This window comes from Deltaproteobacteria bacterium (assembly GCA_020845895.1).
Lineage (GTDB): Bacteria > Lernaellota > Lernaellaia > JACKCT01 > JACKCT01 > JADLEX01.
The window spans coordinates 1-13,318 of the sequence record JADLEX010000166.1 but is presented as its reverse complement, the minus strand read 5'-3'; the positions used below and the strand labels follow the sequence as shown (position 1 = coordinate 13,318).

The 13,318-nt window shown below is 64.0% G+C and carries 11 protein-coding genes and 1 pseudogene; 9 read left to right on the top strand and 3 right to left on the bottom strand.

Going from position 1 to position 13,318, the window contains the following annotated elements; translation table 11 throughout:
- Positions 1–87 precede the first annotated feature (87 nt).
- Positions 88–255, top strand: a pseudogene (locus IT350_21105) (transposase).
- Between the two features lie 178 nt (positions 256–433).
- Here IT350_21105 and IT350_21100 read toward each other — a convergent pair.
- Positions 434–619 (bottom strand): transposase family protein, encoded by a 186-nt coding sequence (locus IT350_21100; protein MCC6160560.1) that lies wholly within the window; start codon positions 617–619, stop codon positions 434–436.
- 470 nt (positions 620–1,089) lie between these two features.
- On the opposite strand from IT350_21100, the gene IT350_21095 reads away from it, so the two are divergent.
- Both IT350_21095 and IT350_21090 read left to right on the top strand, forming a co-directional pair.
- Positions 1,090–1,941 (top strand): hypothetical protein, encoded by an 852-nt coding sequence (locus IT350_21095; protein ID MCC6160559.1) that lies wholly within the window; start codon positions 1,090–1,092, stop codon positions 1,939–1,941.
- On the top strand, positions 1,935–4,082 hold the full coding sequence (locus tag IT350_21090) for a tetratricopeptide repeat protein (GenBank protein MCC6160558.1): 2,148 nt from the start codon (positions 1,935–1,937) through the stop codon (positions 4,080–4,082). Before IT350_21095 ends, IT350_21090 begins: the two co-directional genes overlap by 7 nt.
- Positions 4,083–4,086: 4 nt before the next feature.
- Here the strand turns inward: IT350_21090 and IT350_21085 are convergent, their stop codons facing one another.
- Both IT350_21085 and IT350_21080 read right to left on the bottom strand, forming a co-directional pair.
- Entirely contained in the window at positions 4,087–5,316 is a 1,230-nt protein-coding gene (locus IT350_21085) for an alpha/beta fold hydrolase (protein ID MCC6160557.1), read from the bottom strand.
- A 43-nt stretch (positions 5,317–5,359) separates the two neighbouring features.
- On the bottom strand, positions 5,360–7,039 hold the full coding sequence (locus tag IT350_21080) for a hypothetical protein (protein ID MCC6160556.1): 1,680 nt from the start codon (positions 7,037–7,039) through the stop codon (positions 5,360–5,362).
- Between the two features lie 277 nt (positions 7,040–7,316).
- Here IT350_21080 and ftsE point away from each other — a divergent pair, with 277 nt between their 5' ends.
- The 6 genes from ftsE to IT350_21050 form a co-directional block, all read left to right on the top strand.
- Positions 7,317–7,988, top strand: a complete 672-nt coding sequence (gene ftsE, locus IT350_21075) for a cell division ATP-binding protein FtsE (GenBank protein ID MCC6160555.1) — start codon at positions 7,317–7,319, stop codon at positions 7,986–7,988.
- Positions 7,982–8,893, top strand: coding sequence for an ABC transporter permease (locus IT350_21070; protein ID MCC6160554.1), 912 nt, complete (start codon positions 7,982–7,984; stop codon positions 8,891–8,893). The genes ftsE and IT350_21070 overlap by 7 nt, the downstream gene beginning before the upstream one ends.
- A complete protein-coding gene (locus IT350_21065; protein MCC6160553.1) occupies positions 8,890–10,071 on the top strand; it encodes a peptidoglycan DD-metalloendopeptidase family protein in 1,182 nt (393 codons plus the stop codon). The genes IT350_21070 and IT350_21065 overlap by 4 nt, the downstream gene beginning before the upstream one ends.
- 8 nt (positions 10,072–10,079) lie before the next feature.
- Positions 10,080–11,420, top strand: a complete 1,341-nt coding sequence (locus tag IT350_21060) for a S41 family peptidase (protein ID MCC6160552.1) — start codon at positions 10,080–10,082, stop codon at positions 11,418–11,420.
- Between the two features lie 19 nt (positions 11,421–11,439).
- Positions 11,440–12,699: a divergent polysaccharide deacetylase family protein gene (locus IT350_21055; GenBank protein ID MCC6160551.1), complete on the top strand. Its 1,260-nt coding sequence runs from the start codon at positions 11,440–11,442 to the stop codon at positions 12,697–12,699.
- Positions 12,700–12,728: 29 nt separating this feature from the next.
- On the top strand, positions 12,729–13,318 hold a 590-nt coding region (locus IT350_21050; protein ID MCC6160550.1), incomplete at its 3' end, for a DUF1343 domain-containing protein.

Here is a 13,318-nt window from a genome sequence, read left to right as displayed (position 1 = left end):
GAGGAGTTTTTCGCCGAGTGGTCCTTGCGCGCCTGGGACAGTGGGGTGGAGTCACTCCGCCGATTCGCCGTCGCTCTCGCCCGAAAGATCCGCGGCGTGATCTCTCACTGCCGCCGGCCCCTCGGAATAGGGTTCCTCGAAGGGATCAACAACAAGATCAAAGTCCTCAAGAGAATGGCCTACGGATTCCGGGACGACGAGTACTCCTTCCTCAAGATCCGAGCCGCTATCCACGGAGATGGGAGACGAACCTGAGTTTTTGCTGGGGAATGCGTCGAAAGCGCCGTCCCAGGCAGCGCTTCCGGATGTCCTTCACCAAGTGCCAACCGATGGAAAGATGGGTCGCCGCCGCCTGGATCGTCATGTGCTTCGACAAATCCAGCACCTACCGCTCGAAGCTCCTGGTAAACCGGCGATGATCTTCCGCGAAGGGCTACCGGACTTGGCGCACGATCCCGCAATCCAGACATTCCACGCGCGGGACCTCGTAACGCAGGGCCACGACCTGCCGTCCGATCGGCGGCGCCAGAAAAACCCGAGGGACATTCCCGCAACGAATCACCTCCCGCGATCCGCACGCCGCGCAACGAAGCTCGCGCGCGTCCCCGGCGATTTCCATGAGGCAACGACCCCGTTCAAACCGCCGCCGCGTCACCCGATATCCCCAGACCCCAAGACCGTGGTACAAAATGTCGTCGGACGTCGCCTCTGCCTTTCGGATCGGATTGTTGCAACCCGAAAGGTACGCCGTGTCCGACGTTTTTACTCTTCAAGTACGGAATTCTCGAAGAGCCGAGAAAATGAGTCGGGACATCGAGAAGAACGCGGTGGGCCATGCGTCGCCGTTCGAGCGGATCAAGCGGACGAACGACCCGGGGAACGAGTATTAGCAGCGCCGGGAGAGCACCTGTTTCCAGAATGGAAATCGTTCGTCCCGAGGGCCGTCGCGAGATCCCAACAGGCGGGGGCGCCTGTTCCACACTCCGAAGCCTGAACCCGGGCGAGTCGTTTGGCAAATCCGCTTTCGCCTTGATCCCCCGTCCGGCCGCGTGCTAGGGTCGCGCGTCTTTTTTGAGGGACGCGAGATCGATGGACGCGGTGCGCAAGACGCTGTACGAAAAACTCGACCGGTTCTGGGCCGAAACCGAGCCCGGCGCGTTCAATATCGCCTACTCCGGCGGGCTCGATTCGACGGCGGTCGCCTACATCTTCGGGCGCAAGTACACGGGCGGCATCTACCTCTACACGATGCACCACAACTACGGAAACCTGTGGCCGCAGCTTTCGGAGCGCCACGCGCGCGACCTGGGCCGCATCTTCGGCGAGGAGCGCGTGAACCACGTCATCGTCAACCAGACCGACGTGTTCAACGAGATCACGGGCCGCTCGCTGGTCAAGGACTGGAAGCCCTACGGCGGGCACGCGATCTGGTGCCTGGGCTGCCATCTCGGCATGCTGACGAACATCGTGGTGCGTTGTTTGGAGCACTCCATCCCGCGCACGGCGATCTGCTCGAGCGTGGGCGGCGAGTACGCGGTGATGTCGATGCCGGTGACGCGGCAATCGATGTCGGACATTTATTGGCGTTACGGCATCGAGTACCGCGCGCCGCTGCTGGAAATGGGAATCGACAAGCTGGCCGAGCGCGCGCTGCTCAAGGACCTCGGCATGTGGATCGGCTACCGGTTCCGGCGCGGCGTTCACGGCGTGCAGCCCATCTGCATTCCGTGTTTCCAGCATCTGGGCGACGTGTTCTTCGACTGGCACACGACCTATGACGAGAACAACGTGGGCCGATACATCATGGACAAGGCGGTCGTGATCGACGGCATCGTCCGGCGCAAGATCGCCGAAAAGGGCCTCGACTTCGACGTCCTCGTCGCCGCCAACCGCGCGCAGCACACGCGCACCGAACCCTACCCGCACCCTCGGGCATGCTGATCCGCCGTTTCCATCTCCCGGTCGCCGTCGCGATCGTTCTCGCCTTCGCGTGCTCCGCGCTCGCCGAATCTCCGGTCGACGGGCGCGCGAAGCTGGGCATCTACGTCGAACACAAGGGCATGTACGGCTACTCGACGGATGACGTGGCGGAGTGCGTGGTGAAGGTGTTCGAGGACCATCCCGCGGCGACGATCGAGCGAATCGCGAAACCTGAGAAGATGGACCGCTACTCGCTCTACAAAGTGGCGAAGGAAAAGGGACTCGACCGGCTGTTGGTGATGGAACTGCGCGGCGGCAATCCGCCGCTCGTGCTCACACTCGGCGTGAGCGGCAAAAGCTTTTCGACCGAGTACGCGAGCCGCCCGGTGGACGGCGGCGCGGGCCGCGCGTGCGACGCGGCGTCGTGGACCGTGCAGGAGTTTTTGGACCGCGACTCGATCCCGGCGGCGAAGATGGCGATGGAGCAGTCGGCACGGGCGTTTCAGAGCGGCAACACCGATCTCGCGCTCGGGCACCTCGCGACGGCGGTGAACGCCGATCCCTCCGACACGCACCCCATCCGCCGCATCGCGTGGATCTATCAGGCGTCGGGCGATCTGGAGACGGCGCTGCTGTGGTTTCGTCAGGCGACCGAGATGCAGTACGCCGACGCGGGGACGTTTTCCGAGGCGGCGATGTGCGCGTTCGCCGCGAACGACGAGGAACTCGCGTATCGTTATCTGGAACTGGCCGTGGCCGCCGGCGCGCGTTCGCCGTTTTACTACCTCATGCTCGGGCGTTGGCACTACCGCAATGGGAATTACGGGTCCGCGGCCGAGGCGTTGCTCGACGCGCAGCGTCTCGATCCTCGCGGTTTCAACGAGTACGCGGGGCTGGTGGAATCTCTCGTCCAGGAAGAGCGCTTCGCCGAGGCGGCGACGTTTCAGGCCAAGGCCGAGGCCGCCGCGCCGACCTTCGAGGGCCAGCTTGCCCTCGCGGGGTATCACGAGAAGGCGGAGGATTTCGGGCGCGCGGCCGAGGTGCTGCGAAGGCTCGTCGAGGCGAGCCCGGGCGATCCGGAATTGCGCAAGCGGCTCGGCGCGGCTTATGAGCGCGCGGGGAAGATCGAGGAGGCGGAGAAGATCCTCGCCACCGCGCTGGAAGAATCGCCGAACGACGCCGACGTGTGGCGGATCGTCGGCTCGCTGCGTTATCGCAAAAAGGATTACGCGGGCGCGATCGCCGCGTTTCAGACGGCGCGCGGTCTCACCTCCGCCGATCCCGACACGCTGCGCCTCGAAGCGATGGCCCGGGAGATGGCCGGCGACATCGACGGCGCGTTCGCGGCCTACGCCGACGCGATCGACGCGGAGAGCGGCGTCAAGGAATCCGACGTCGCGCGGTTCCTCGCCTTCGCCAAAAAACACAATCGGCTCGGCTCGGCGGTGGACGCGGTGCGTCGCGCGCTGCCGTACAAGGATCAGGACGATCGGCGCACGATGGTGATGGCGGTCGGCGGGCGGCTGGTGCAGGACGGCGATTTCGACTCGGCGATTTCGCTCTACGAGTCGTCGCTCGGTTCGCTCGGGCGATACTCGCCGCCGATGGTGGCACTGGGCGATCTGTATCTGAAACGCGGCGAATGGACAAAAGCCGCGGGCGTGCTGATGCAGGCGACCTCGATGTTTTCCGACGCCAAGGTCGCCCTCTTTGCCGCGTCGCGTTTTCACGAGGCGAAGCAGTGGGAGCACGCCAAGTCGTTCTACAACTATTCCTTCGGCATCAGTTCGCAAAACAGCCTGTGCGTCGCCGGGCTCGCCGAGGTGTCGCTCTATCTGAAGGACAACCCGGACCTCGTGAATTACTACTTCAACGAGGCACACCCGCTGCAAAAGACGCGTGCGATCGAAGAGAAACTGCGTTTCCTTCAGATCGTGTGGGGATTCTGGACGGACCGTGCGGACTACGCGGGCGAATACATCCGCTACAGCCTCAAGGACCCGCCGGTGACGAATCCCGCACCGGATCTCGCCGACTGGAAGGCGTGGATCGGCGAGAATCTCCCCGAGACGCACCGCGCGACGGCGCTCGCGGTCGCGGAGTTTTTTGAACGCAAGACGACGGCCGATGCGTTTCGCGCCGCGCACCCCGAATACAAGTAGATCGTTAGCCCTTCGGTTTCGGGGGCGTTTTCCGGGCCGTTTTTTTCGGAGCGGGCTTCGGGGCATCCGCTTTCTTCGGCGCTGGCTTAGGCCGACGCGAGGGCGTTTTCGCCGGTGCAGATGCGATCTTTTGCACGGCTTCCGTGGACTCCACCGGCGCGGCGGCCGCGTTCTTCCATCCCGATTCGAGCCACTCGAAGAGCACCGGGTAGAGCTCCTCGGCGGCGTCGCGTCCGATGAGCATCGTCAGATGCCCGTAGCGTCCGCGCGCACCCGACGATGGTCCGACGATGTGCAAACGCTTATTCGCCGACCCCATCGTGTCGTGAATCACCTGCACGGATGACGGGGGAATCGTGTAATCGTTTTCCGCGCCGACGCACAGGTAGGGCGTCGAGACGTTTGCGAGACCGGCGAGGAAATCGCGCCCGTCATATGCGCACACGGTGCGATCGCGCGCGAAGTCGGCAAACTGAAGCAGCAGCGTGATGGGGATGTTGCTCTGGAGATTGGCGAAGGACTTCGCGTAATCGCCCGGTAGCAGGTTTTCGTTGCCCGTCCACCGCTGCACCTTCGGAATGTATTCGATCAGCGGCGCGAAGAGCTGCGAAATCTGCGCGAGATAAACCGCCTTGAAGTGCGACACGACCGGACGCAGGACCTGCGCCTTTTCGGCATGGGCGAAGGAACCCGGGCTGCCCATGGTGACGAGCGACGCCAGCCGGTCGCCGCGCGGCCCCTGCGACACGCTGTATCCGATCATTCCGCCCATTGAGTGGCCGACCCAGTGCAACTTCTTCGCGCCGGTGACGGCCAGCACGGCGTCGATGGCGGCCGGTGCGTCGAGATCGACATAGGTATCGAAGTTCCACTTCCAACGGGGCGTGTCGTAGAAAATCGGCGTCTCCGACTCCCCCGCGCCGCGCAGCTCCAGCAAGAAAACGCGATGTCCGCGCGCCGCGAGCGACCGCGCGATGCTGGTGCGTTCGGAGAAGTCGAAGCCGACACGGTTACCGCCGAGACCATGGCAACAAAGCACCGGTTCGGCGCGCTTCGGCGCGTCCGGCGCGGGGCGGTACTCGTGGAGCGCGAGCGTCCATCCGTCGGCGGTGCGCACGTGATGCGTGACGTCGGCGCGACGGTCGATGCGCAGAAAGCGCCCGACCGCATACGCGACCATGGGAACAAGCGCGACAACAAACGCGACCAGAAGAATCAGTTTGACCCAAAACACCGCTTCCCTCCGAAATGGGATTCCATCGGCGCGACGCCGACGCTCACGCGGACGAGTCCGACCCCGCGTCTTCGCCTCCGTCCTTCTGAAGGCGATCGAGCGACTGGCGGATCTGAATCTCCGCGTCCTCGTTGAGCGGATTCAACGCATACGCCATGCGAAAGTGCGTCGCGGCCAGACTGTACTTGTGCTCCGACTTGAAAATCAAACCCAGAAAATAGTGGGCGCGATCGTTGCGATCGTTGAGCGACAACGATTCCTTGAGAAGGTCCTTCGCTTCCTGCACGGCGGGCAAGCCCGGCCTCCCCCCGCAAAAGACGATCCACGCCATGAGAGCCATCGCCTCTGACGAGTGTCGATTCAGGTCCATCGCCGCGCGGAGATGGTGCGACGCTCGTTCGAATTTATTGTCGTGAAAGCACTTCTGGCCGTGTTGAAGTTCCGTGAGGTATCGAAGGTCGGCCTCGGTTTCGGCCTCGAGCGGCAACAAAACGGCATCGTCGCCGGGTATGTCGGCAAGCGCGGCCCCGTCTTGGGCATCGTCGCGCGGGCCCAGACGCATTGCGCCGGTCACGAGCATCAAGAACACCAGGTGAACCGCGTCGGTGTGATCGTAGGTCGGTTCGTGACGGAGTTCGCGCAACGTTCGCCCTTCGAGCCGACGGAGCATGTCGGTAGATGCGCCGTCCAGTTCCAGCAGCTTCGAGACCCGGTCGAATCGCCGCGTTTGACGCAATTTGAGCATTCGTTCACGAGCCTCGCGCTCCATGTCGCGCAATGCCCAACGGACGGCGACATGGCGCTTCAGGCCGAATTTCAGGAAATCGCAGAGCTTCAGGTTGGATTTCTCCGGGACGTCGGACGAGATCGTGCATGGCCGAAACTCGAAAAACCCGCCGTCCCACGTTTTCTTGAAGACGGACAGCAACTTCGTCGCGTGAAACTGACGGAGCGCGTCGCCCAAGTCATCGGGCGTGAGGATGCCGAGATCCACATAAATCTGGTGCTTCAGGGTGTCGGGGACGGGATACGCCGCCTGCGCCCGGCGCAGGTCCGCGGGCGTGATCCTCAGGATCTTTACCAAAAAGCGCCCGAAGGTGTCCTCGCGATCGTAGTTCGTTCGCACGTCCACGACGCGCCCGTTGTCGATGCCGATGTGGATCTGTCTTCGCTCCAGCCGGCAGAACAGGTAGCCCGAAACCTGACTGCTGATCAGGCAATACAGGGCTTCGACAAGGCTGATGGTGTGGATCAGACCACGCACCTGCCCCAGGCTCCGGGGGTAAGGATCGATTCGTGGAGTGAACCGAGGACGAGGAGCCTGCGTCCAGCGCGACACCGTGAAAATGAGCACCGATTCCAGCGCGGGACGGAACACGAGATCGTCCGCGCGACGCGCGCCGACGTCGGACCGGCCCGCGTGAGAAGCGGGCTCGTCGGTCACGAGGATGAACGGAATGACCGCGAGATCCGGCAGCGATTTGAACAGGCGGGCGAGTTCGGTTCCGGAAATCGCGGGCATGCCGTCCGCGGCGACAACCACCTGCGGTTTGAACGAAAGCGCGTGGCCGATGGCCGCCTTGGAGTCCGAACAGGCGCGGACGGAAAATCCGAACTGTGTGAGCAGTTTCTGAATCGAGCGCGACGCATTCGCACCCGACTCGATGAGCAGGACCCGCGAGGACGGAACGTCAACGTTGCTGGGAATCTCCGAATTTACCACGGCGGAACCGTCACGAAATTGATCTCCGAATTTTCGAAGTTCGGCCGTGCTCGCCGGGCGGAACTTCGCAAGAGATAGAGACAAATACGAGGCTTCGGAAGAGTCGTCAACATTGCGATTTCCGACACCGAGGTCCGGAAACCCGATAGGGCATCCTCGTTGACAAGCCCGACCGGCTTTCCTACAAGGGGCGCCGCAACACTCTTCGGTTTGAAGCGTCGTGCGGGCGGTGCCCGCGCGGCATCGCAGCGCGTTTCCGGGCGGTTCGCGTGTCGGAATGATTCGATTTTTTCACGTCACCAAGCACTACTCGCCCGGCATGGCGGCGCTCGCCGACGTCACCTGTCATATCGAAAAAGGGGAGATGGTTTATCTGACCGGTCCCTCCGGCGCGGGAAAGACGACGTTTTTACGCCTCATCTACGCGGCCGAATTCCCGACCGCCGGCCAGGTTCTCGTTGCGGGACGGAACATCGAGAAGCTCAAGGAGTCGTCGATTCCGTACCTGCGGCGAAATATCGGCGTGGTTTTTCAGGATTTCAAGTTGCTCGACGGTCGCAACGTCTTCGAAAACGTAGCCCTCACGCTCGAAGTGCTGGGGTTGCCCAAGACCCAGATCGCCCGCCGCGTCCACGACACGCTGGGCCGTGTCGGGATGCACGCCAAGTGGAACGCCTTGCCGCGCGAGTTGTCGGGGGGTGAGCAGCAGCGGGTTTCGATCGCACGCGCGCTCGTGGGCGACCCCGCGATCCTGCTCGCCGACGAACCGACGGGAAATCTCGATCCCGAAATGAGCGCCGAAATCATCGAACTGATCAAAAACATCAACCTCAAGGGCACCACGGTCGTGATCGCCACGCACGATCCGCGCCTTCTGGAGCAGTTTCCCCGGCGGGTCGTCCGCCTGCTGCGCGGGCGGCTCGCGCCAACGGTCGCGGAATCATGGTAGGCGGCGCCCGCATCGCGTTCTTCGCGCGCCAGGCGGCGTCGAATATCCGCGGCGAGGCTCTCGCGACGGCGCTCTCGGTCGCGGTCGTCGCCATCAGCTTCCTCATTTTCGGAGCGTTCGTCCTGCTCGGCCAGAACATGTCGGGGTTCTTCGAGCACTTCGCCGGGCAGGTGCAGATGGTCGTCTACCTGCGCGACGACGTCTCGGCCGCGCAGATCGAAGACCTCTCGAATGCGCTGCGCGCCGAGCCCGGCGTCGATACGGTCTCGTATCTGAGTTCCGCCGCCGCGCTGGAGCGACTGCGCCGCGATCTGCTCGACGCACCGGAGTTTCTCGAAGGCATCACCGAAAGCCCGATCCCCGCGTCGCTGGAGGTCGCATTTCGGGCCGATTTCGCCGAGCGGCCGAACCTGCGCCCCGTCGCCGATCGTTATCGCGGTCGACCGGGCGTGGCGTCGGTGGACTCGGGCGACGAGTTTTCCGACGCCTTCGCGCAGGTGCTCGCGGCGATCTGGGCCGGCGGATCGGTGGTCGCGGTCTTCCTCATGCTCTCCGCCGTTTTCATCGTCGCCAACACGATTCGCCTGACGATCATCCGGCGACGCGGCGAGATCGAGAACATGCGTCTCGTCGGCGCCACCAACGCCTTCGTCAACGCGCCGTTCCTCATCGAAGGCACGTTCGTCGGCTTCGTCGGCGCGGCGCTCGCGGTCGGTATCCAGTATGTGCTCTACCGGCTCGTCGCCCTGCCCGCCATCATCAATGCCTCCGTCCTGTCCGTGTTGACGGGATTCGACCCGAGTTTCCTGTCGTCCACGCTCGTCTTCGCGGGACCCGCGCTCGGAGCGTTTGTCGGCCTGCTTGGCGCTCAGATGTCCGTCGGGCGCTATCTGAAGCCGTCATGACGACGCGGGCTGCCGTCGCACTCCGCCTGATCGTCATCGCGGCGATCATTTGCGTTTGCGCGGGCGACGCCCTCACGCAGCCCGCCCCGACACCGATCCCGACCACCGAGTCCCTCGACGCTTGGCGCGCGCGCGTGAACGCGGCGATCAAGGCCGAGACCTCGGTCCTGCGCGAGATCTACCGCGTCGAGTCGTCGGAGTTTCAGGCCCTTCGCCAGCTTCAGGTCGCGGAGCAACAGATCGCGAACATCGAGACGCGCCTCGCCGAGTCCGAACGCGAGATGGCGTACTTAGACACCGAAGCCGATCGCTTGCGACGGTTGCTCGGAGTGCGTTTGCGGTACATGAACCGACTGGGCCGCGCGAATCTCGCCCGCATGCTCTTCGAGTCGGAGACAATTTCCATATTTTTACGCCGGTGGCGGGGAATCAAGTTCGTTGTCGAGAACGATCGCCGATTGACGATGTCATACCGCCTGCGACGCGACGAACTGCGTCACCATCAGGACCGGATGTTCGAAGATCGACGACAACTCGAATCGCTTCGCGTTCAACGTCAGACGAGCACCCTCGAGGCGCAGCTCGAACGGCAAAAACGCATGATCCTGCTCGACGAGATCCGGCGCGACCGGGCGATTTCCGAGCGCGCCGGGCGCGAGCTCGATCAGATTCGCGAGGAGAACGAGCCGATGCTCACGCGCGAGTTGACGCCCGGCGAAGGCGGTCCGCCTGCGGGACCGGCGGACGCGGGTGGTCCGCTGATCCTTGACTTTGCGACCCTTCGCGGCTACCTGAAGCGCCCGGTCGCAGGACCCGTGGTTCGCGGTTTCGGCCCAATCCGCAACGAAGCGCTGGGCACCGTGACACGCAGCAACGGGATTGATATTCTGGCGAGTGAAGGAACACCGGTGATCGCGGCGGCGGACGGCAGCGTCCGTTACGCGGGAGAGTTTCTGGGGTACGGTCGGGTGGTCATCATCGACCACGGCGACCGATACCACACCATGTATGGTCATCTGGACCGGGTTCTGTGCGAAAAAGGCCAAGTGGTGCGGGGAGGCGCGGCGATCGGCACAGTGGGTGCCACCGGAAGCCTCTCCGGGCCGCAACTGCATTTCGAGATCAGATACAAAGGGGTCGCCGTCGATCCCATGCCGTGGTTCGGCACGGCGCCCTAGGAGGTTTCATGGTCATTCGACGCGTCTCGCTCGCCGCGGCGCTTGCGGTCCTTTTCTTGGTGATCGCGATCTCGCCGTCGGCCCGCGCGGTCGGCGACGTGTCGCCCGAGGCGATGAACGCGCTTCGGCTCTTCACCCGCGCGCTGGCGATCGTCGAGGTGCAGTATGTCGAGGAGGTCAACGTCAAGGACCTCGTCTACGGCGCCATCAACGGCATGGTGTCGAGCCTCGACCCCCACTCGGGATTCCTGACGCCCGACCAGTTCAAGATGTTGACGGCCGACACCAAGGGCGAGTTCGGGGGTCTTGGGATCGAAATCTCGACCAAAGACGGCTACGTCGCCGTCGTCAGCCCTATCGACGACACGCCCGCGGCCAAGGCGGGGCTCCAGGCCGGCGACCTGATCGTCAAGATCGAGGGCAAGCTGACCAAGGGCATGCCGCTGGACTCCGCGGTGGATATGCTGCGCGGCGCGCCGGGCACCACGATCACCATCACGATCTGGCGCGACGGTCTCGACAAGCCGTTTGACGTCACGCTCGAACGCGCGATCATCAAAGTCGTCTCGGTGCGCCAGAAGACGCTGGAGCCGGGCATCGGATACGTGCGCATCTCCAAGTTCTCCGGCGAGACTACCGACGGCCTGCACAAGGCCATTGCGGACCTCAAGGCGCAACCGGGCGGACTCCAGGGGCTCGTGCTCGACCTGCGCAACAATCCCGGCGGTCTGCTGGACGAGGCCGTCAAGGTCTCCGACGAATTCCTCGACAAGGGACTCGTGGTCTACACCTCGGGCCGCGTGCAGACACAGAACATCACCTTCTCGTCCAAGGCGGGCGGCGATTACCTCGACGGACCGCTGGTGGTGCTCGTGAACGGCGCGTCGGCCTCCGCGAGCGAGATCGTGGCGGGCGCGCTCAAGGACCGCTCCCGCGCGGTCGTGCTCGGCACGCGGACCTTCGGAAAGGCGTCCGTGCAGACGATCATGCCGATCGACGAAGGCGTGGCGCTGCGCCTGACCACCGCCAAGTACTTCACGCCGAGCGGCACCGACATTCAGGCCAAGGGCATCGAGCCCATGCTCTGGATCCGTACCGATGGAGGTGAGGGTCCCGAAACCGACGACGACACCTTCAGCGAGGCGGACTACCCGAATCGTCTGAAGAATGTGGACGAGCCGTCGGTGCCCGGAAACAACCACAATGGCCTTCCCGAGGAGCCCGGCAAGGAACCCGCGCCGGAAGAACCGGCCGCGCCCAAACAGCCCGACGGAATCGATCACCAGCTCAACAAGGCGATCGAGGTGCTGAAGTCCTGGGATTCCTACAAGACGGCGCTGCGTTCGTGAACCATCCCGCTCACGAGTCATGACGAAACGCAAACGCCTCACATTTTGGGACCAACTCGGTCTGCGGCTGGCGGCCATGCCCGCCGGCCAGCGCATCGGGCTGGCCTTCATCGCGTTTTTCGTCTTCGCCGGCGCGTCGCTCGTCGCCGTCAATATCGCGGGGCATTCCCTCGCCGACCGGCTCGAACCCCAGGCGGAAAAGGTCGTCGCGACCGAGGCGGGGTTCGAGGTGCTCGTCTCCAAGGCGACGGCCGCGGCGTATTCCGCGTTCTTCGGCATGCAGCTCAATGAGAAAAATTTCATTTCCAACTTCGCCGCCACGCGAACGGCCGGCGACCGGAAGTGGGAATACACGTTTTGGGATCTTCGCGTCTCGAACGAATTCGATTTCGAACTCGCCAAGCGCAAGTTCGCCGAAAAGCTCGCGGCGCTCGGACCCACGGTCCACACCGAGGCGCTTCAGATCGACGCCAAGTCGCTGCGCCTCAACATCGACATCGAAGGACTCAACACGCACGGCGTCTTCCTGACACGCACCGCGGTCGAGGCGGAAAAAGAGAGCGAAGCGGTCTTTACGCTCGCCGAGGCCGCGCCCGCCCCTGTTCCCGGCGCGGCGGCGCGGCACCAGATCGCGATCATCATCGACGATATCGGATACCGTGACGTCGTCGAGAAGAAGCTGCTCGAACTCGACTTCGGCCTGACGTTCTCGGTCCTGCCTCATTCTCCCAGCGGGCGGAATTTCGCGTCGCGAGCGCGCCAGAAGGGACGCGAGGTGATGCTCCACATCCCGATGGAGCCCAAGGACCCGCGCGTTCTGCCGGGACAGGGCGGCCTGTTCGTGCGCATGGCCGACGACGAGATCCGGCAGGTCGCGGCCGCGAACCTCGACGACATTCCCGGCATCTCCGGCGTCAACAACCACATGGGCAGTCGCTTCACCTCCGACGAATCGAAGATGGGCATCGTGCTCGAACTCGTGAAGAGCCGAAACCTGTACTTCGTGGATTCGCGCACGGCGGGCAGTTCCCGCGCCTATGAAGTCGCGAAACGCATGGGGCTTCGCACGGGAGCGCGCAACGTCTTTCTCGATCACGACCCCGATCTGCAAGCGGTGCACCAGCAGCTCGACGTCCTGCTCGACTTCGCCAAGAAGCACGAACGCGCCATTGCAATCGGCCACCCGAACGACAACACCTACAAGGCCCTCGCCGAACGCCTGCCGGAATTCCTGCGCGCGGGCATCGAGATCGTCCCGCCCAGTAAACTGGTGCGCTGACGATGCGCGGGCGTATCGGAAACTTGCGGGTGCGTCTCGGAAACGAGATTCTGCTCGAAGACCCGCGACGCGTCCTCGGTGACCGGCGCGTCGGGCTCATCGTCAACCCCACGTCGTTCACGCCCGACATGCGTTTTCTGCCGACCGAACTCCTGAGTGCCGGGATTCGCGTGACGGCGATTTTCGGGCCCGAACACGGCTTCGCGGGCACCGCGCAGGACATGGTCGCCCTCGATGGCCGAGCGACGTGGAGCGGCATCCCGGTCTTTTCGCTCTACGGTTCGACCGCGCTGTCGCTCACGCCGACGCAAGTGGCACTCGACCTCGTCGACGTGCTCGTCTTCGACATCCAGGACGTCGGCAGTCGCTATTACACCTTCGTCTGGACGCTCGCGCTGGCCATGCGCGCGGCGGGTGGCGCGGGCAAATCCGTCGTCGTGTGCGACCGGCCGAATCCGCTCGGCGGACGCGTGGTTTCGGGCCCGGGGCTCGAGCGCGGTTTCGAGTCGTTTGTCGGGCTGTATCCCGTGCCGACGCGCCACGGCATGACCGCAGGCGAGATCGCGCGGCACGTGCGTCGCGCGCACGACATCGACGTAGATCTCGACGTCATCCCGAT

Excerpts from the sequence above, each read along its gene's own strand:
- IT350_21100 (MCC6160560.1), bottom strand. The coding sequence starts at position 619 with ATGGAAATCGCCGGGGACGCGCGCGAGCTTCGTTGCGCGGCGTGCGGA.
- IT350_21095 (MCC6160559.1), top strand. The coding sequence starts at position 1,090 with ATGGACGCGGTGCGCAAGACGCTGTACGAAAAACTCGACCGGTTCTGG.
- IT350_21070 (MCC6160554.1), top strand. The coding sequence starts at position 7,982 with ATGGTAGGCGGCGCCCGCATCGCGTTCTTCGCGCGCCAGGCGGCGTCG.
- ftsE (MCC6160555.1), top strand. The coding sequence starts at position 7,317 with ATGATTCGATTTTTTCACGTCACCAAGCACTACTCGCCCGGCATGGCG.
- IT350_21060 (MCC6160552.1), top strand. The coding sequence starts at position 10,080 with ATGGTCATTCGACGCGTCTCGCTCGCCGCGGCGCTTGCGGTCCTTTTC.
- IT350_21055 (MCC6160551.1), top strand. The coding sequence starts at position 11,440 with ATGACGAAACGCAAACGCCTCACATTTTGGGACCAACTCGGTCTGCGG.
- IT350_21065 (MCC6160553.1), top strand. The coding sequence starts at position 8,890 with ATGACGACGCGGGCTGCCGTCGCACTCCGCCTGATCGTCATCGCGGCG.
- IT350_21090 (MCC6160558.1), top strand. The coding sequence starts at position 1,935 with ATGCTGATCCGCCGTTTCCATCTCCCGGTCGCCGTCGCGATCGTTCTC.